The organism is Weissella viridescens (assembly GCF_014789145.1).
In the GTDB taxonomy this organism is placed as follows: Bacteria; Bacillota; Bacilli; order Lactobacillales; family Lactobacillaceae; genus Weissella; species Weissella viridescens.
Map to the genome: position 1 here is coordinate 15,514 of NZ_CP061835.1, position 17,808 is coordinate 33,321.

At 39.4% G+C, this 17,808-nt stretch carries 17 protein-coding genes; 6 read left to right on the top strand and 11 right to left on the bottom strand.

Annotation, left to right across the window (positions count from 1 at the left end):
• Positions 1–274: 274 nt before the first annotated feature.
• Together IE337_RS07940 and rlmH are read right to left on the bottom strand one after the other, a co-directional pair.
• Positions 275–640: a Pycsar system effector family protein gene (locus tag IE337_RS07940; RefSeq protein WP_350310534.1), complete on the bottom strand. Its 366-nt coding sequence runs from the start codon at positions 638–640 to the stop codon at positions 275–277.
• A 484-nt stretch (positions 641–1,124) separates the two neighbouring features.
• Positions 1,125–1,604 (bottom strand): 23S rRNA (pseudouridine(1915)-N(3))-methyltransferase RlmH, encoded by a 480-nt coding sequence (gene rlmH, locus IE337_RS00085; RefSeq protein ID WP_057744725.1) that lies wholly within the window; start codon positions 1,602–1,604, stop codon positions 1,125–1,127.
• Positions 1,605–2,334: 730 nt separating this feature from the next.
• Here rlmH and IE337_RS00090 point away from each other — a divergent pair.
• Positions 2,335–3,678 (top strand): TrkH family potassium uptake protein, encoded by a 1,344-nt coding sequence (locus IE337_RS00090; RefSeq protein ID WP_191136379.1) that lies wholly within the window; start codon positions 2,335–2,337, stop codon positions 3,676–3,678.
• 226 nt (positions 3,679–3,904) lie between these two features.
• Here IE337_RS00090 and IE337_RS00095 read toward each other — a convergent pair whose 3' ends face one another.
• Together IE337_RS00095 and IE337_RS00100 are read right to left on the bottom strand one after the other, a co-directional pair.
• Positions 3,905–4,588 carry a ribonuclease H1 domain-containing protein gene (locus tag IE337_RS00095; RefSeq protein WP_191136380.1) on the bottom strand — a complete coding sequence of 228 codons (684 nt, stop codon included), beginning with the start codon at positions 4,586–4,588 and terminating at the stop codon, positions 3,905–3,907.
• Positions 4,589–4,645: 57 nt separating this feature from the next.
• Complete coding sequence (locus IE337_RS00100) at positions 4,646–5,320, bottom strand: DUF6198 family protein (protein WP_057744731.1); 675 nt, start codon at positions 5,318–5,320, stop codon at positions 4,646–4,648.
• Between the two features lie 133 nt (positions 5,321–5,453).
• Here IE337_RS00100 and IE337_RS00105 point away from each other — a divergent pair, with 133 nt between their 5' ends.
• Positions 5,454–6,047, top strand: a complete 594-nt coding sequence (locus IE337_RS00105; RefSeq protein WP_191136851.1) for a TVP38/TMEM64 family protein — start codon at positions 5,454–5,456, stop codon at positions 6,045–6,047.
• Positions 6,048–6,115: 68 nt separating this feature from the next.
• Here IE337_RS00105 and IE337_RS00110 read toward each other — a convergent pair whose 3' ends face one another.
• From IE337_RS00110 to IE337_RS00120, 3 genes are read right to left on the bottom strand one after another with little or no spacing between them, the layout of a single operon-like run.
• Entirely contained in the window at positions 6,116–7,324 is a 1,209-nt protein-coding gene (locus tag IE337_RS00110; protein WP_191136381.1) for a phospholipase D-like domain-containing protein, read from the bottom strand.
• Between the two features lie 15 nt (positions 7,325–7,339).
• Positions 7,340–8,323, bottom strand: a complete 984-nt coding sequence (locus IE337_RS00115; RefSeq protein ID WP_191136382.1) for a polyphosphate kinase — start codon at positions 8,321–8,323, stop codon at positions 7,340–7,342.
• 3 nt (positions 8,324–8,326) lie between these two features.
• Complete coding sequence (locus tag IE337_RS00120; protein WP_191136383.1) at positions 8,327–9,697, bottom strand: DUF2252 domain-containing protein; 1,371 nt, start codon at positions 9,695–9,697, stop codon at positions 8,327–8,329.
• 108 nt (positions 9,698–9,805) lie between these two features.
• On the opposite strand from IE337_RS00120, the gene IE337_RS00125 reads away from it, so the two are divergent.
• Together IE337_RS00125 and IE337_RS00130 are read left to right on the top strand one after the other, a co-directional pair.
• Positions 9,806–10,306, top strand: coding sequence for a methylated-DNA--[protein]-cysteine S-methyltransferase (locus IE337_RS00125; RefSeq protein ID WP_191136384.1), 501 nt, complete (start codon positions 9,806–9,808; stop codon positions 10,304–10,306).
• A gap of 526 nt (positions 10,307–10,832) precedes the next feature.
• Entirely contained in the window at positions 10,833–11,486 is a 654-nt protein-coding gene (locus IE337_RS00130; protein ID WP_191136385.1) for a LysM peptidoglycan-binding domain-containing protein, read from the top strand.
• Positions 11,487–11,545: 59 nt separating this feature from the next.
• On the opposite strand, the gene IE337_RS00135 is transcribed toward IE337_RS00130, so the two are convergent.
• The 3 genes from IE337_RS00135 to guaA form a co-directional block, all read right to left on the bottom strand.
• On the bottom strand, positions 11,546–12,352 hold the full coding sequence (locus tag IE337_RS00135) for a YwqG family protein (protein ID WP_191136386.1): 807 nt from the start codon (positions 12,350–12,352) through the stop codon (positions 11,546–11,548).
• Between the two features lie 102 nt (positions 12,353–12,454).
• Entirely contained in the window at positions 12,455–13,267 is an 813-nt protein-coding gene (locus IE337_RS00140) for a YwqG family protein (protein ID WP_191136387.1), read from the bottom strand.
• Between the two features lie 108 nt (positions 13,268–13,375).
• Positions 13,376–14,929 carry a glutamine-hydrolyzing GMP synthase gene (gene guaA, locus IE337_RS00145; RefSeq protein ID WP_057744744.1) on the bottom strand — a complete coding sequence of 518 codons (1,554 nt, stop codon included), beginning with the start codon at positions 14,927–14,929 and terminating at the stop codon, positions 13,376–13,378.
• Positions 14,930–15,144: 215 nt separating this feature from the next.
• Here guaA and IE337_RS00150 point away from each other — a divergent pair, with 215 nt between their 5' ends.
• Positions 15,145–15,654, top strand: coding sequence for a transcription repressor NadR (locus IE337_RS00150; RefSeq protein ID WP_057744748.1), 510 nt, complete (start codon positions 15,145–15,147; stop codon positions 15,652–15,654).
• 91 nt (positions 15,655–15,745) lie between these two features.
• Positions 15,746–16,942, top strand: a complete 1,197-nt coding sequence (locus IE337_RS00155; RefSeq protein ID WP_191136388.1) for an MFS transporter — start codon at positions 15,746–15,748, stop codon at positions 16,940–16,942.
• 52 nt (positions 16,943–16,994) lie between these two features.
• On the opposite strand, the gene IE337_RS00160 is transcribed toward IE337_RS00155, so the two are convergent.
• Entirely contained in the window at positions 16,995–17,735 is a 741-nt protein-coding gene (locus tag IE337_RS00160) for a transglycosylase domain-containing protein (RefSeq protein WP_243185595.1), read from the bottom strand.
• Positions 17,736–17,808: the final 73 nt, after the last annotated feature.

Consider the following 17,808-nt stretch of genomic DNA (forward strand, 5'->3'; position numbering starts at 1 on the left):
TAAGCAGCGTGGAGCTAATGGTAACTACGTAAAACGTGGCAATTATATTTGTCGTCATTCGGAAAACTGTAATCATCAGTTAGTTGATTTGGAAAATTTATACAATTTTACTGATTCTGTTGTTAAGTATTAGTCGTGGTACTAGATAAGTTGAGGGTTTAGAAGATTTAACGGCTCAATTAACTCTAAATTAGACTTTTAATCGATAGATCGAAACCCCACCCAAAGATCAAATGGGTGGGGTTTTTCTTGTTCAATTTTATGAGAATAGGTGCTATTTCATTTTAAGCATAACCAAACCAATTACAAAGAGAATAATTAGGCTGAGAATGCTAGTAGATGAAATGAAAATTCCTCGCTTCAAAAAATGATACTTCTGAGAGGCAATCTCAGAGTTAATATAGAGTTGTTTTTCTATTTGTAGAATTTGTTTTTGTGAGTCATCTATTGTTGATTTATACAACTTGGTGAAATCATTAAATGCCATATTGCTTACTGAATCGAAAAAATAAATTGAGTCATCACCAGAGGAGGTTTCTTCTGTGTACTGTTTATTTAGTCTGGGAATTAATGTGGTAATTAAGTAAGTGAACCCAATAAAAAGTCCTAGTATCGCAGCAACGGATATAATATATTGCAAAATGAAAGGGTTTCTAAATTGTGTTTGACTATTTTTTTGGCTATCTTAATAAAACTATCTCGAAAGATAATTCCAAATATAATACTTAAAGCAGCAATCATGATTGACGCTTTAGTATCCGAACGTTCTATTAGTTTAGTTGTTCGTTCCAAACTGAGGTTTAGGTCTGAAATAAGTTTATCCGTATTGTTATCTGAGTTACTTTGTGCGTTTTTTGTTCCCATTAATGTTCACCTATTCAATATATGTATTCGATACATATAAATATAACATTTATAAAAATTGATTCAAATAGTATCACTAAGAGCTTTTGTTATTAATTTTGACGTTTGCAATATTAAAAAGGATACTATTACATAAATATATGATGTTCTATGAAAAACTCACAAGTAATTATTCTACTATTGATTTCTGTTTATAAAGAGCCAAGTGAAGCCTAAGAATTAAAAAAAGAGTGAAACATCTTAGATGTTTCACTCTTTTTTTACTTATGATAGGGTGATCCTTCATTAATCATGAAGGCACGGTAAATTTGTTCAGTCAGCACCAAGCGCATCAATTGGTGCGGCAGTGTAAAGCGTCCAAAACTAATTTGCGTGTTCGCACGCTTCAAGACTGCGGGGGCTAGTCCAAGAGACCCACCAATGACGAATGTAATGTCAGAGGTACCGTGAACCGCTAAATCAGCGATTTCGGAGGCAAGGTCTTCACTAGTGCGTTCCTTACCAAGGATAGCGAGGGCAAAGACATACTCACGATCCTTGATTTTGCTCAAGATACGTTCGCCTTCCTTTTCCATAACCTGGTCCATTTGTGCTTGCGACAATTGTTCGGGCGCTTTTTCGTCTGGAACTTCTACGATTTCAAATTTTCCGAACTTTTGTAAGCGTTTGGCGTATTCATCGATACCCGCTTTCAAATATTTCTCTTTTAACTTTCCAACACATACAATTTTGATATTCATTTCGGCCCTCGTCTTATAAAAATCTTTATATTTTTTTTGCTTTGTTAATAAATGTGGATAACTTGTTAATAATTGTGATTTAAACACGTTTTCCACACGAACAAATGCTTGTCATAAATCGGAACAATCGTCTATGTGTCAGTGTTTATCGTGTTCGCCTGTGTGTATATCTATGAGTTATACACAATTACATTGTAACCTGTGGATAAACTGGTGAAAAGTGATTAAATACGTACTTATAGCTTATCATAATTTAGGTAGTTGCCAACAAGTTTTCCACTTATCAACAGTTTTCCACAGTATAATTTTGCTAGGCAGAAGTTAACACCAAAAATGGATCAACTTTTATCATCGAACGTTCGCTTATTGTGGTTAAAAAACGATGTTCAGTATGCAAAAAAGAATAAAAACAATCTAAACCCGAACATATCATGCTAGTTTTCTCAGAAAACAGATTTATACACAAATTATGTTAGTTTTAAGCTAATCAACTAAAATCAAAGCCGATACTGCGGGCTTTTTGCAAAGTACAAGTGTTTCCCCAGACTTATCCACAGTTAACTTTTCCCCATCTTTGAACGGATTAGGGGTATAACTCACTTAGTTATCAACAAGTTATCCACAGGTAGAAGTTGTGAAATTTACTTTTCCACAAGTTTTCCCCAAATCGTGTGTATAACTTTTGGAAAACTTCGGTATAATGTATGAAGAAGTGGGGACTAACTTAATTATGAAAAAATTTCTTGATCGACTTACACCGCCTCAGATTTTAACCTTCGGATTTTTGGTAATTATTGCCACTGGGACGCTTTTGTTAATGACACCTATGGCACATCAGCATGGTATTCGTGTGTCTTTTATTGATGCTTTATTCACAGCCGTTTCAGCAACGGCTATTACAGGTCTGACAACTTTGAACACTGCCAATACATGGTCCTACTTTGGTCAAATTGTAATTTTATTGATGATTGAAGTGGGGGCGTTGGGGTTCATGACCTTCACCGTGTTGCTTTTAACGATTACACGGCAAAAAATTGATTTAAAAGCGCGGCTACTCATGCAAGATGCACTGAATCTGCGAAACTTAGCTGATGTTAAAGTTATGCTGACATATGTGTTCTCGCTATCGGCAATTATTCAGGTTGCCGGAGCCTTGCTCTTATCCTTTGACTTTATTCCAAGATTTGGAGTGGGCAAAGGAATTTATTTTAGTGTTGCGCACTCAATTTCTGCCTTTGGAAATGCGGGTTTCACATTTTTCGCGCAACCAGTATCCATGTTTAAAAATGATGCTTACGTTCTTATTGTATGGATGTTATTAATTTTGGCAGGTTCGCTCGGCTTCCTAGTCTGGCGTGACCTCTTGTCATATGGTAAACATCATCGTCGCTTGAGTCTGCATACCCGACTATCTTTGGTCACGTCGGGCTGGTTAATTTTGTTTGGTTTTATCGGTTTTATGATTACTGAACGTTGTTTGAATCATCTGACCGGCGTTAACCTCTGGGATCGGATTTTAGACACGTTGTTCCTTTCGATCGTGCCACGCACGGCCGGATTTGAAGTTATCCCAATGTCGACAATATCAACAGGGGGACTCATTATTTTGATGGTGCTCATGTTTATTGGTGGGACACCAGGTTCAACGTCTGGTGGAATTAAGACAACAACTCTGGGAATTCTATGGTTGCAATCGGTGGCTACATTACGTGGTCAAGACCATGTGAACTTCCGTGATCGCCAAATTAGTCAAAAAAACGTGATTAAAGCATTGATGTTAGCAGTTGTTTCAATTGGCTTCGTTCTCTTTGCAACACTAATTTTGACGCAAACAGAAACAATCCCACATGGATTTGGAATAGAATATATCACCTTTGAAGTAATTGCGGCGTTCTCAACGGCCGGCTTCTCGCTTGGACTTACACCGCATTTAACAGTCATCGGTAAAATCGTGATTATGTTTGTTATGTTCATTGGTCGTGTTGGAATCTACACAGTTATGTTCTCGGTACTAAACATTCATCAACAGCCAATGCATCACCAATATCCAACTGAAGAAATTATGATTGGATAAACTTAATAAGATAAACCCTGGTCCATTGTGATCAGGGTCTTTTTTTAATGAATATGTTCTGTTTTTCACAAAGTGTAGTGGCTAAAAGTTAAGCAGGCTTAGTTTTTTGTTCGCCTCCAAAAAATATTGATTTACATAACCGCTAGTGACGCGACAAGGTCTGTATATTCATTCACAATCTATTCAAAATAAAAGCCCCGTCATTAGACGAGGCTTTTTTGCAATTTTAGAGCGCATCCATAGCGTCGTTAAGTAATTGGTCTACCAAAATGTTACCTTGACTGGTAGCGTGACCTTTTACCCAAATGAACGCTAGACGATCGCCTAGTTGTTGAACCAATTCGTAGATTTGTTGCCAGGCAGTGAGGTTGGCAATCTCACCGCTCTGCTTTTTCCATCCACTAGCTTGCCAATTGTACATCCAGTTGGTAACACCATCTAAGACGTACTTCGAGTCACTGACAATTGTAACTGGGGTTTCAGTTCTTTGTGCTTGTAATAATGCGTTAATCAGGGCTAGAAGTTCCATCTCGTTGTTGGTACGTCCTAAGTATCCCTTAGCATCTGTGTAAACGGCCTTGTTTAAATTAGCACCGGAATAGATGGCAATCGCCCAAGCCGCCTTATCGCTTGCCTTAACATGACCACCAGCGTGATTACCGGTGTTACGGTTACCTCCATCAGTAAAGATGTAGAACCGACTCGGATCTGCTTTGAAACTACCATCATAGGCGGTGTCATATTGGCGGTTGGTTTGACGTTGGGCATCTAACCAAGCCTGTGCTTCTTGTTTTGTGGTAAACCCTTTGAACTTAGGGGCGGGCTTAGTTTGCGTTAATGGTTGAACTTTTGACCATGGCTCAGTGTATAGGCCTTCGTTTTTATTTCCATAAATGGCGTATGTTTTCATATTTGACTCCTTTGAGCAATAAAAAAGAATCCATCGTTAAACGGATTCAGTAACACATTACAATTCCTTCCGGTGCACAAGATGCGGAATCAGTAGCTTATCAGCACGTGAAATCACAAAGCCTTGGCAGAAGAATGAGAATAGGGTTCCGATGTTAACGGCAACTAACTTGTGCGTAAAGAGCCAGATTAATAATGAGATGGTCATCGGAATTGCAAAGTTTAGTGTTTGTGCGATAACGACATTACCATGGAAGTACTTGAAACGTGTGACGTTGGTCAAGTCATCTAATGGATGCAAAAACTTAGCCAAACGTTGTGTGACTGAAATACCCATTCCAATCATGGTGATACCTAAGATATCGAGAATTAAACGAGGCCAGTAGTGTAGGTGGCCAACGCCAATAGACTTGAATCCAGTGGCTGTCGCGCCAATCACGACACTGAAGATGAACACAAAGGCTAAGTTTCTAAAGAAACGGCCTGCATCAAAATCGTGTAAAATAAAGATAACAGCCACAGCAGCAATAAATCCGAAGCCGAATAAGAAGATATCAATTGGTAGTTGGGTAACGTTCGCTAGATTGGCCGCAGCTGCGGTCCATGGAGCAGATCCCATATTTGTGGCCACGGTTAGTCCGTTTCCAATCGCATTTAATAGTAAACCTGCTAGTAAGAATGTAATACTCTGAATACTTGTTAATTCTACGGTTTTTCCGTTGTCATTGTACATATATTATTTCTCCTAATCTCTATATTTTAACAAATATAGAACAGCTTGTTAGGTTGAATTTCACAAAGTGTTGTCTTTTATGATTATTTAAAGATTAAATGATGATACTCAACATATGATAGGGGGCGAAATGATGACCTTAAAAACAAAGCGTCGAATTATTAATTATATTTCATATGCAGGATTGCTTGTGATGGTCGTTCTTGCTATTTGGCTATATCGTATCGGTGCGTTCACAGACCCTAAAGTGTTAAGGCGTCTGGTCGAAAGTTGTGGGATTTGGGCGCCAATTGTTTTTGTTTTCATCCAAATTATTCAAGTCGTAATCCCAATTATACCTGGCGGAATTTCACTAGCAGTCGGCGTCGTTATTTTTGGTCCGCTGTGGGGATTTGTCTATAACTATGTCGGGATTGTTGTCGGATCATTAATTTTGTTTGGCCTTGGTCGACGATATGGGCATAAAATCATTGATGTATTTGTGAGTGAAAAGACACTTGATAAGTATATGGATAAACTTGATGGTCGAGGCTGGCACATTACGTTTGCGCTACTTATCTTGGCACCTGCGGCCCCTGACGATGCCCTAGTTCTATTAACGAGTCTAACAAAGATGACTTGGCGTGAGTTTACGTTAATCATCCTACTTTGTAAACCAGCAACTATCATTGCTTATAGTGCAGCATTAGTTTATGGTGCCGACTGGTTAACGAAATTCTTATCATAATAAATCAAACAATAAAACCCATGTGTCCCAGACACATGGGTTTTTAAGTGCTTACTTAGTCAGTGTTTTTATTTAAAGATAAGTAGCAGTAACAGTGCTAGTACGAGCAAAGCTAATGCCATGTTCAAAATACGAGCATACTTTAATTGTGCGGATAATGATTTAGGTGATGCACTTGAAGAAATTGTTTCACGTGGAACAGGAGCATTCACAGGTGAATGTTCATCAGTAATCTCACGGATAAATGTTTGCTGTGCGGATTTACCATTCGGAACGTCATGCTTAAAGTAGCGTCCATCTAGGTTTAAGAACGACCCATCGACGTCATCTTGGCTGTAAACTTCAATGATATTAAGCAACTGTTGGCGAATTGTTGCATCCAGAATTGGCGCAGCTAATTCAACACGGTTATCCATGTTTCTTGTCATTAAGTCAGCTGATGAAATCCACAAACTTGGTTCTTCATCTGAAAAGAACGCATAAATACGATTGTGTTCCAACAATTCACCAATGATACTTGTAACAGTGATGTCTTCCTTATCACCACAGACGCCCAACTTCAAACAACAAGCACCTCTAACGATGATACGGAATGGAACGCCTACCTTTGCCGCGTCATAAATTGCCTCAATCACTTCTTGGTCAGTTAAGGCATTCGTTTTTAAGAAAACATGGCCTTGACCGGTGGCTTGATAACGTTCGGTGACATGCTTAATATTTTGAATAACCATATCTTCAATTCGGTGAGGGGATGCAGCCACGGTTTCATAGTGCGGTGGTTGTGCGTCATCCGTTTCAAGATAGTTGAAGAATCGAGATAGATCTTTGACATAGGCCGGGTTACTTGAAAAGAGATTCAAATCAACGAATTGGTTAGCGGTCTTTTCATTATAGTTACCGGTACCGATATGCACATAACCGGTGGGATGTGATCCGTCGTTTTTTAAAACAAGACATGTCTTGCTATGCACCTTCATATGCTCCTTACCGAAGTATACGAAACAACCAGCATCTTCCAGTTCCTCTACGATGTCGAGGTTGTGTTCCTCATCAAAACGGGCCCGTAACTCAACGATGACGGAAACATGAATACCTTTAGCTGCCGCTTCTTTTAAGAGCTCAACAACCTTGGAGTTATCGGCAACACGGTAAATGGTTTGTTTAATCGTAACAGTATGAGGATCATTTACCGCCTCTTGAAGGAAAGTGAGAAATTGATCGAAATTATCATAAGGATATTGAAGGAGCAAGTCTTGGTGATTAAGGTAATCAAGCATAGGCTTGTTCTGGGTCTATTCACGCCCGGCAAACGGGGTGTAAGTTAACTCAGGATGTTTTTTTCCATAGATTTTTTCAAATTGGAATAGGAAAGTTAAATCCAATGGGCCAGGAATGTTATAGATTCCTGTCTCACGGACGTGTGTGAGCTTCACTAATTGTTGGAATAGTTGAGCTTGAGGACTTGCTTCATGGGCTTCAATTTCGACTCGGGTCGTGTTACCACGTTCACGGGCGGCTAAGTAGCGTTCCATATTAGCGATGGTACCTTCTGAATTTTCATCATCCATATCAATTTCCATATCGACATCTTTATCGCGTGTAATACGGAAAGTCAATGATTCCTCAATTTCATGGTCTGGGAAAATTTCCAAGAAATTGTGTCGAATCAAGTCTTCAAGTAAGACAAATTGGTCCAATTCGGTATGTTGAAGACGGACTAACCGACTGAGCTTTGGCGGAATAGGAATCAGACGAATCGCATTTGGCGCTGTATCCGCCAAGCGGACCGCAATAATCAACGTACCATCTTTAATTTCAGGACGACTATGTAAATTATCATAGTTAACAACATTTAAGAAGGGTAAAATGCGTTGATGGAAATAATGATTCGCAGTCTCTTGCTCATCTGTACTTAATTGATCGTATGGATTTAAACTAAATAGTTTATGTTCATTAAAAATTGAAAGAATCTGATATAAACTATCATATTGTTGTGAAATGTTTTTACTGTTTCGAACGTGAATTTGCGTCAATAACTCTTGTGGTGTTAAGCCAGACTTAGGATCAATGCCATCACGACCTAAGCTAATTTGATCTTCAATGCTGGGGATGCGGACATTGTAGAACTCATCCAAATTATTTGAACCAATGGCTAGAAAATTAAGTCTTTCAAGCAAAGGGGTGTCAGGATTGGTTGATAGATTAATCACACGACGATTAAAAAGCAGCCAACTTAAATCACGGTTATAAAATTCGCCTGCATAAATATCTTTCATAAGCTACTCCTCAGTAAATGTTTCATAATCATATTCGACTTGTTGGAGATAATTATTAGCAAAATCAACGAAGGACTTACTCATCCAGTCATGACTTTGTAGATAACCAATAATCATAGGGAAAGTGGGAGATTGGCTGTGGGCACGCGCCAATAAGATGACACAAATCAAGATGTAGTCCTGATAGGCGGACCAATCGAGCTTTTCCAGGTTAATTGACCCTTTCATATCCTTAAATTGACGGACATAAAAACTATGCTCGTCGGTATCAAAGTAACCTAGGAACGTATCCGAGGCACTTTGTAGAATCAACTGACTATCGACGATGTTTTCACCTTGCGTATGATGATGACTTCGATAGATATTCGAGTCTTGATAAATAGGGAGTGCTTGCTTAATTTGAAGTACTAAATGATTGTTGTCAGCATCTTCGAGCAGCATTAAGTAACATAGTGTACCTACGCTACCAACACCAACACTGTGTCGTACAATGTCGATAATATGGAAATCTTCCAAGAAGAGACGGACATCACTGCGAGAGTTCGAGCGATAATTTAAATAGCCATCGGTAATTTTCTGATAATCGGCCGAATTAATATGGATGGTCACGGGTGCATTTTCAATAAAACGACGTGACCCATCATCACGGATTTCAGTGTATTTTTTGACGGCGTAGTTAGAATCACTACGCAAAGCCTTTTTAACACTCTTTTGGACCAATTTATCAAACGATGCTTCAAAGCTCTCAGAAGACTCTTCTAACTTACCGAAAATTTGGGTTAAGTTATCCAACGTACTTGGTAAATAAAATTTTTGAAGTGCTGGTAGCTCAGACATGTGGATCAAAGTATCACGGTACGTATCAACGACTTTAATGAGAAACTTGTTTACTTTCTTCATCTCCAAGTCTTGTTGCTTTGCCACGAGCAGGCAACTAACAAGGAACCGTTTCAGATCGTATTCCCAAAAGCCAATTCGTGATTCATCAAAATCATTCATATCGAAAAGTAATTGTCCTTCGGGAGATCCGTAGAACCCGAAATTACCCAAGTGTGCATCACCACCAATCAGAACATGAATATTACTGTTTGGATGTTTATCCAAGTCATAATTCATAATGTCTACGGTACCACGGAAAAATGCAAAGTCGGATTTCGACATGCGTTCACGTTTTGTTTGCAGTAGATCCCTTATGAGAAGAGAGTTGCGGACATCCATAATCTGCTTGACGTCTCGCTTTTCAGCAGTGAAACCACTAATGTCGGTTTTAGATACGTTCGTACCCATATTTTTTCCAATTTGAATTAAACTGTCATTATCAACAGCTACATCGGTATTTTTAAAGTTATAAGGTGAATTTGGTTTGCGTGCCATTATTGGGTCCTTTCACGATACACATTACTGAAATTGTACTATATTATAATAGATATGTATTCAAATCCTAGCGCTTTTAACCCGTAACTTAAGGAGAGAAGGTTGAAAATGACTCCAAAATTATACTATGACCAAGCTGTTTTTGAATCACAGACCTATTTAGTTGCGTCTACTGATGACGGCTTGGCATTTGTCGGTTCGCCAAATGCAGGCCTCGAAGAACTGCAGCGCTTCTATCCAACAGCTGACTTGGTCTTAGATCAACATAAAAACCGAACGGTTATGTGTCAACTTAAGTACTATCTTGAAGGAAATGGAGATTTATCGGCAGTAAAACTTGATATTACGGGGACTCCATTTCAAGAAGCCGTCTGGGACGCGTTACGTGGCATTCCTTTTGGAAGTGTTGTCACGTATCAGGATATTGCAAATAAGCTTGTCCGCCCGCGTGCAGCTCAAGCTGTTGGTAATGCAGTGGGGAAAAATCCAGTTCTGATTGTTGTGCCATGTCATCGTGTGGTCTCAAAAAGCAAGCAAGGCTCAGGTTATCGTGGAGGAATGCTCATGAAAGAATGGTTGATTGCACATGAACAAAATGTAGCTAAGTAATAAAATAATAGCTATAGATAGACTTCTAGTCGAGCCGAAATGAAATTGTTGAACTAAAAATGAAAAGTTTCTTCTATATAAGGGGAAAATATGATACTTATTAAAAAAGCTAAATGATGTTGTTTTTTTGGCATGATTATAACTTTTAAGTGGAAAATGTTAAATATAAGCCAAATAAGTTAAGAAAACAATCTATTTATAACGTAACGCTGTTGCGCTGTTGTAATTAAAATTGTAAAAAAAGTCGAATATAACCAAAAACAAATCTTTTTTCAAAATGATTTGTTTTTTTTTAGTCAAATTCACTGATTTATATTACAGGCGCTAAGCGTACATATAAACACGTTTTGAAACGTTTTACTCGTTTTATATGTCGTAACTATGCAACATTTGTAACGAAACGTTATATGTATGATATTCTACAGAGCTTTAATCACGGTATAGTATTCCTTGTCGTTAAGAGCGACCAACAAAAACTAAAAAATATAAATTATAAACGTATAAAACACAGAGGAGATTTATTTCGATGAATATCAAACAAACAATCATTATGACAACTGCTGCTGCTGCCGGATTATTGGGTGCTACTGGAATTGCTTCTGCTGATCAAGTTACTGTTAAGTCAGGTGACACACTTGCTGCAATCGCACAAGCTCACAACACAACTGTTGAAAACTTGGCCTCAATCAACGACATCAAGAACATCCACATGATCTATGCTGGTGATGTTCTTGAAACTGAAGGACAAGCAACTGCTGTTGCCGCTGCTCCAGCACAAGCTGCTGTTCAAGCACCTGTACAACAAGCTGCTGCCCCAGTTGCACCTGCTGTACAACAAGCACCTGCACAAGTTGCTGCTCCTAAGCAAGCCGCTGCACCAGCTGTTGCCGCTGCACCAGCACAACAAGCTGCTGCTCCAGCCGCTTCAGGTTCAACTTACGCACAATTCATCGCCAATGGTGGAACTGATGCAATGTGGAACACAATCGTTCGCCCAGAATCAGGTGGAAACCCTAACGCCGTTTCACCAAACGGTTACCGTGGATTAGGTCAAACTAAGGAAGGTTGGGGAACTGGTTCAGTTGCACAACAAACTAAGGGTATGGTTAACTACGCAACTTCACGTTACGGTTCAGTTGCAAACGCCATCTCATTCCGTCAAGCTAACGGTTGGTGGTAAGATTTAACCTCATATAAAATAAAAGCTGTTTCCGATTTTTCGGGAACAGCTTTTTTTATTTAATATATGTCCCAATCATAGATGACATTATCAAAATTCCGGTTTTTTAGATCTTCTTCTGAGATAAAAAAATGGGCCAAGACATCATCCTGCCATGTTATATCATAGAGATCCGATGCGATTTGTAGCAATAATTTGTTATAAGGCGATGATTTAGCACGTGAATCTTCTTGTGTAAAGAAGGGGTATCCACCAATTTTTAATCTGCTTGGTGCGTAACGTTGGTATAAGTAATCGCCAACGTCGGATGATGCAGTATCGAATTTTTCGTACAGAAAACTTTCAAAATCCATGCCAAAGTAATTCTCAAATTCGATTGCATTAAAAGGGAAGGCATCTGGTGTTAATGTACCCGATAATTTTATTTCACCATTAGAGATTGGATACTGTTCATCATCGTTATATTGATCAAAAAGTGCATTCACTTCGGTGGTATTGTGGTAGGGCTCATCGGTATTTTCAAAATAAAGGACTTTGAATCCAGAGCGGTCTGTTGGGTTATATGCATCATAACCGAGATTTTCATCAAAGCAGTCAATATAGAAGCCTAAAATCCCCGTGGAGGGATAATGTTCTATATGCGGCATCTCATCAAAGTTAATTTGTGCTAGCAGTGAGAGTGGCTGTCCGTGTGAATTAGTAGGATAGGGCTGTGATTTTGGAATATACCCAAAACCGCTATATTTACTGGTTTTAGGGGTTAGAAAACCAGGTGCGGGATAGTCTAATGTAATCATTTCTGTTTTCATTTTTTCAAGTTTAGAAATGAGATTGCTTTGTGCAACAATTCTTTTTGGATTGACCATAGGTGTAAAGTCTCTTTCTATATGCAAATGTAAAGCACAGTTTTTTTATACTGCGCTTGTCGTTTATCCATACGCTAAAATGAATTTAGCATTTTAATGTGGTTAGTAACAGTCCCAATTATAAAGGACATTGCTGAAATTTTTTTGCTTTAAATCATCTTCGGAAATCATGAATTGTGCCACACCATTATCGCCTAAAGAGGCATATCCCAAGTCAGAGTCGAGTTGGAATAATAACTTGGTATAGGGAGATTCGATTGTGCGCGGATCTTCTTGCGTAAAGAATGGATAGCCACCAATATGTGTGCCACCAGGACTGAGATAATCAAAGAGGTAGGACATGACATCTTCTGCCTGATCTCCGAATTTAACATTCATATATTCAAAAAAATCACTGTTAAAGTACCTTTTAAAATCAATTGTTTCGAAAGGAAATGGATCAGTGGCTAAACTACCAGTCATTTTCACTTCTTCTTCAATGACGATTTCCATGTCATCACTATTATAAGGTTTGAAAAGTGCTTCTATCTCAGTTGTATTATGATATGGTTCGTCGGTATTTTCGAAGTATAGTACACGAAAATGGGACTGCTCTGTCTTCTTTTCTAAATTGAAATTGAGCCCCAGTATGTCGTCAAAGCAGTCGATATAGAAGCTTAAAATTCCCGTGGTGGGATAATTTTCTATATAGGGCAGCTCATCAAAGTTAATTTGTGCAAGCAGTGATAGTGGCTGCCCTTGGGGGTTAGTTGGATATGGTTCTGACTTTGGTAGGTATCCAATGCCACCTAATTTACTCGTTTTTGGGGTTAGAAAACCAGATTTCGGATAGTCTAATGTAATCATTTCTGTTTTCATCTTTTCCAGTTCAGGAATAAGGTTGCTTTGTTCAACGATTTTTTTTGGATTGACCATAGATATAAATTCTCCTTATGTAGGAGTATAGAAAGTGTAGTGAAAAATGTAAATCAAAATATAGAAAAATAAAAAGCGCAGGGTCTCAGACCTTGCGCTTTTTATTTATTATTCCCACTCAACGGTTGCTGGTGGCTTAGCTGTAATATCGTAGACGACGCGGTTAATGTGGTCGACTTCGTTGACGATTCGACGAGAAATCTCGTTCAAGATGTCCCATGGAATGCGTGCAAATTCAGCAGTCATACCGTCAACAGATGTGATGGCACGAATAGCAATTGTGTAATCGTAAGTACGGATATCACCCATGACACCAACTGAACGAACGCCAGTTAGCACCGTGAAGTATTGCCAGATTTCGTCTTCAAGACCATGCTTGGCAACTTCTTCGCGCAAGATGGCATCAGATTCACGGACAATTTCTAGCTTGTCTTCTGTGATGTCACCAAGGACACGAATACCAAGTCCAGGACCTGGGAATGGTTGACGCCAAACAAGTTCATGAGGAATGCCAAGCTTCTCACCAAGTTCACGCACTTCATCCTTGAAGAGTGTGTTCAATGGTTCGATTAGTTGGAATTGCATGTCTTCAGGCAATCCACCAACGTTGTGGTGTGACTTGATTGTTTGAGCAGTGTCAGTACCTGATTCGATAACATCAGTGTACAAAGTACCTTGAGCCAAGAAATCAATACCATCAAGCTTAGTAGCTTCTTCATCGAAAACTTGGATGAATTCGTTACCGATAATCTTACGCTTCTCTTCAGGATCAGAAACGCCAGCTAACTTGTCAAGGAAACGATCTTGGGCGTCGACCTTAATGATATTAAGACCAAACTTACCCCCAAGGGCTTCCATAACTTCGTTAGCTTCGTTTTTACGGAGCAAACCGTGATCAACGAAGATTGAAACTAATTGGTCACCAATGGCGCGTTGTAACAAAACACCAACGACAGATGAGTCAACTCCACCTGAAAGACCTAGAAGGACCTTCTTGTCGCCAACCTTATCACGGATTGCTTGAAGTTGTTCTTCGATGAAGTCATCCATTGACCATGTACGATCAGCATGGACAGCGTTATCGATGAAGTTTTCAAGAATCTTCATACCGTTTTCAGTTTGGCGGACTTCAGGGTGGAATTGTACACCGTAAAAGTTATGCTCACGGTCTTCCATAGCAGCAAATGGCGTTTGCTCAGAAGTGGCCGCAACCTTAAAGCCATCAGGAATTGCTTCGATCTTGTCACCGTGTGACATCAAAACAGTTTGTTCCTCAGGTGTGTCGGCAAAGAGCAAAGTCTCAGGATCGGTTACCTTAATGGTTGTTTCACCATATTCAGCAGTGTTGTCTGCCGCGATAACTTTACCACCTGGAAGCATGTGGGCCATTAATTGCATACCATAACATACCCCTAGAATTGGTAATCCAAGATTAAAAATCTCAGGGTCGATGGTGAAGGCATCTTCAGCGTAAACTGAGTTCGGTCCACCAGAGAAAATAATCCCCTTAGGATTGATTTCTTTGATTTGTTCCGCAGTCAAAGTATGTGGCTTAAGTTCTGAATACACACCCAATTCACGAATGCGTCGTGAAATGAGTTGGTTGTATTGTGAACCAAAATCCAATACGAGAATGGTGTCGTGTTGTTGTTCGTTCGCCATGGTGGCCTCCTTTTTAATAATTGTCTTTATTATACGGGAATGACGCAAATAATCAATGTTGATTTTTGCGATAGTTCGGCGGTTTATCGCAATTTTGTTTTAAGTTTGTCTTGGTTTTAATATAATGAATGATGATAGCGAATTACTGATGAATTGAATTATGATTTTTATCACCCGTTGTCCATTAATTTGTAAAAACGAAAAGAGGAAACACAATGTTAGGTGTTGAACGGCAACAAGCCATTAAAACAGAATTAATTGCAGCTGAAACGCCCATTAGCGCGAACACATTTGCCAAAAAATTCGGCGTATCACGACAAACAATTGTGGGAGATATTGCGTTGTTGCGCGCCGCAGGTGAAGAAATTGTTTCAACGACGCAAGGGTACCGTTATCAACCAGGATATGCTTACAGCCAAATTGTAGTTGTTCAACACAATGCAGAGCAAATGGAAGCAGAATTGATGGCTTTAGTAGATGTGGGTGTCACTATTCAAGACGTCCAAGTTGAACATCCACTGTATGGTTTACTCAAAGGGGAGTTAGCGCTTGACTCACGCGAAACGGTGGAACATTTTTTGAAACAATACCACACCAGCCAAGGCGCCTTGTTATCTTCTTTGACGAGTGGGTTGCATATGCACACGCTAAAATACGATCAACCAGAACAATTAGTCCAAGCCAAGGCTAAGTTGGCAGAATTAGGGATACTCTACGAAAACTAGGTTGACAAGACACCCCTGTACTTGCTATGATTTTTCCTGTTGTTAGGGTGTCTTGACACCTAAAAATGGGAGCTATTTTAGGAGTAGGGTAATGAATAAAAGAATTGGGAAACTGCTGTCGGTGACTGGCTGTGCTTGGTTATTTGATGCAATGGATGTGGGATTGCTATCATTTATTCTAGTAGCAGTTCAAAAAGATTGGGGCTTGTCCCAAGTGCAAGTTGGGTGGATTGGTTCGGTCAATTCAATTGGATTGGCAATTGGGGCAGTCGTTTTCGGCGCTTTGGCCGATACAAAAGGGCGTAAGTTAATGTTAATGGTGACATTGCTGACATTTTCAATTGCGACTGGGTTGTCGGCGTTTGCGACCGGCTACATCATGTTTATGATCTTACGTTTCTTTGTTGGCTTAGGACTTGGTGGAGAGTTGCCAGTTGCATCAACTTTGGTAGCGGAACGCGTACCGAATAATATTCGTGGACGTGTGATTGTGTTGCTTGAAAGTTTTTGGGCGGTGGGTTGGTTAGTAGCTAGCTTACTAGCGTACTTCGTGATTCCCAAGTATGGTTGGCGAATTACGTTGATTATTGCATCGTTGACCGCCTTTTATGTCTTAGTTTTGCGCCGTCATTTGCCAGATGACGAAGATAGCGTTAAAGAAACGACGCATGCAGACAGTATTAGTATTGCACAACGTTTTAAAATGTTATTCCAAGGAGCATATCGCAAACAAACCATTATGTTGTGGATTGTTTGGTTCATGATTATGTTCTCATATTATGGCATCTTCCTTTGGCTACCAAATGTTTTGATTGGTAAAGGGTTCAGCATGGTGAATAGCTTCGGTTATGTTGTTATTATGACGCTGGCCCAATTACCAGGATACTTTACAGCAGCTTGGTTGGTCGAGAAGTGGGGGCGTAAGTCAGTTTTGGCCTTGTTCCTAACAGGAACTGCCATTAGTGCTTTTGCCTTTGGATTTGCGACAACGTTGCCAATGGTCCTAATTTCAGGAATGCTATTGTCATTCTTTAATTTGGGCGCTTGGGGTGTCTTGTATGCTTACACGCCAGAACTTTATCCTGCTTCAGTTCGTGCAACTGCAAATGGAGCAGCAGAAGGGTTCGGTCGCCTAGGAGGTATTCTCGGACCACTCGCAATTGGGGTGTTTTTGAGTCACAGTATGTCATTTGTTGGCATCTTTAGTGTCTTTAGTATCGCCATTGTGATTGCTGTGATTGCCATTCTAACCTTGGGACACGAAACGCGTGGTGTTGAACTCGAATAAAATAAAAAAGCAGATACGTCCAGTCGGTACGTACCTGCTTTTTTATTCGCCTTTAACTCGGTTGAACGAGGCCATGATTGATATCAACTTTAGTCGCTTGCTTGTATTGACTTTCTGAAATTTCACCATTATTAAACATCGAAAGTAAGACAATATCACGACGTTCTTTAACTGTTTTTGGACTTGTATACAAATTGTAGACAGATGGACTCTGGCCCAGCCCAGCGATGGTAGCTTGCTGATCTAGACTCAAAGCTTTAAGTGGTTTTTGGTAATAGAACTGTGAGATGGTTTCAGCACCATACTTGTTGTAACCTTCATAAATCTTATTCACATAAAATTCAAAAATTTGATTCTTAGAGTAGATCTTGTTGAGATGATAAGCTAAATAAAGTTCTTGGATTTTACGTTTTGGTGTGGGTTCAGCATCGTTTTTGAACGCCGTTAATTTAACTAGCTGCTGGGTGATTGATGAACCACCACGACCAACACCATGACCAAATAGTGCTTTAATGTTACTCTCAACCAATGCTTTTACACCGTCGGAATTGATACCATTGTTTGTTTCGAAGGTAGCATCTTCGGTTGAAACCACAGCTTGGCGGTAACGGTCAGGAATGTCGGCTGATTTAATATAGATTTGTTCACCTTCAGGATTAGCTTTTGCTTTTAGTTCAGCAGTTGTAATGGTGGGTGCATCATCGATGGTGATCCAAACGTAGATTCCGCCTGCAACGGCGGCTAAAACGAAAAGTAAGATGAATAATTTAAATAGTCGTTTAATAATCCGCATGGGAAACCTCTTCATATTTTATCGTTAATTTGCTTACAATTTATCATAACTTTTTTGATCGACATTTTAAAGG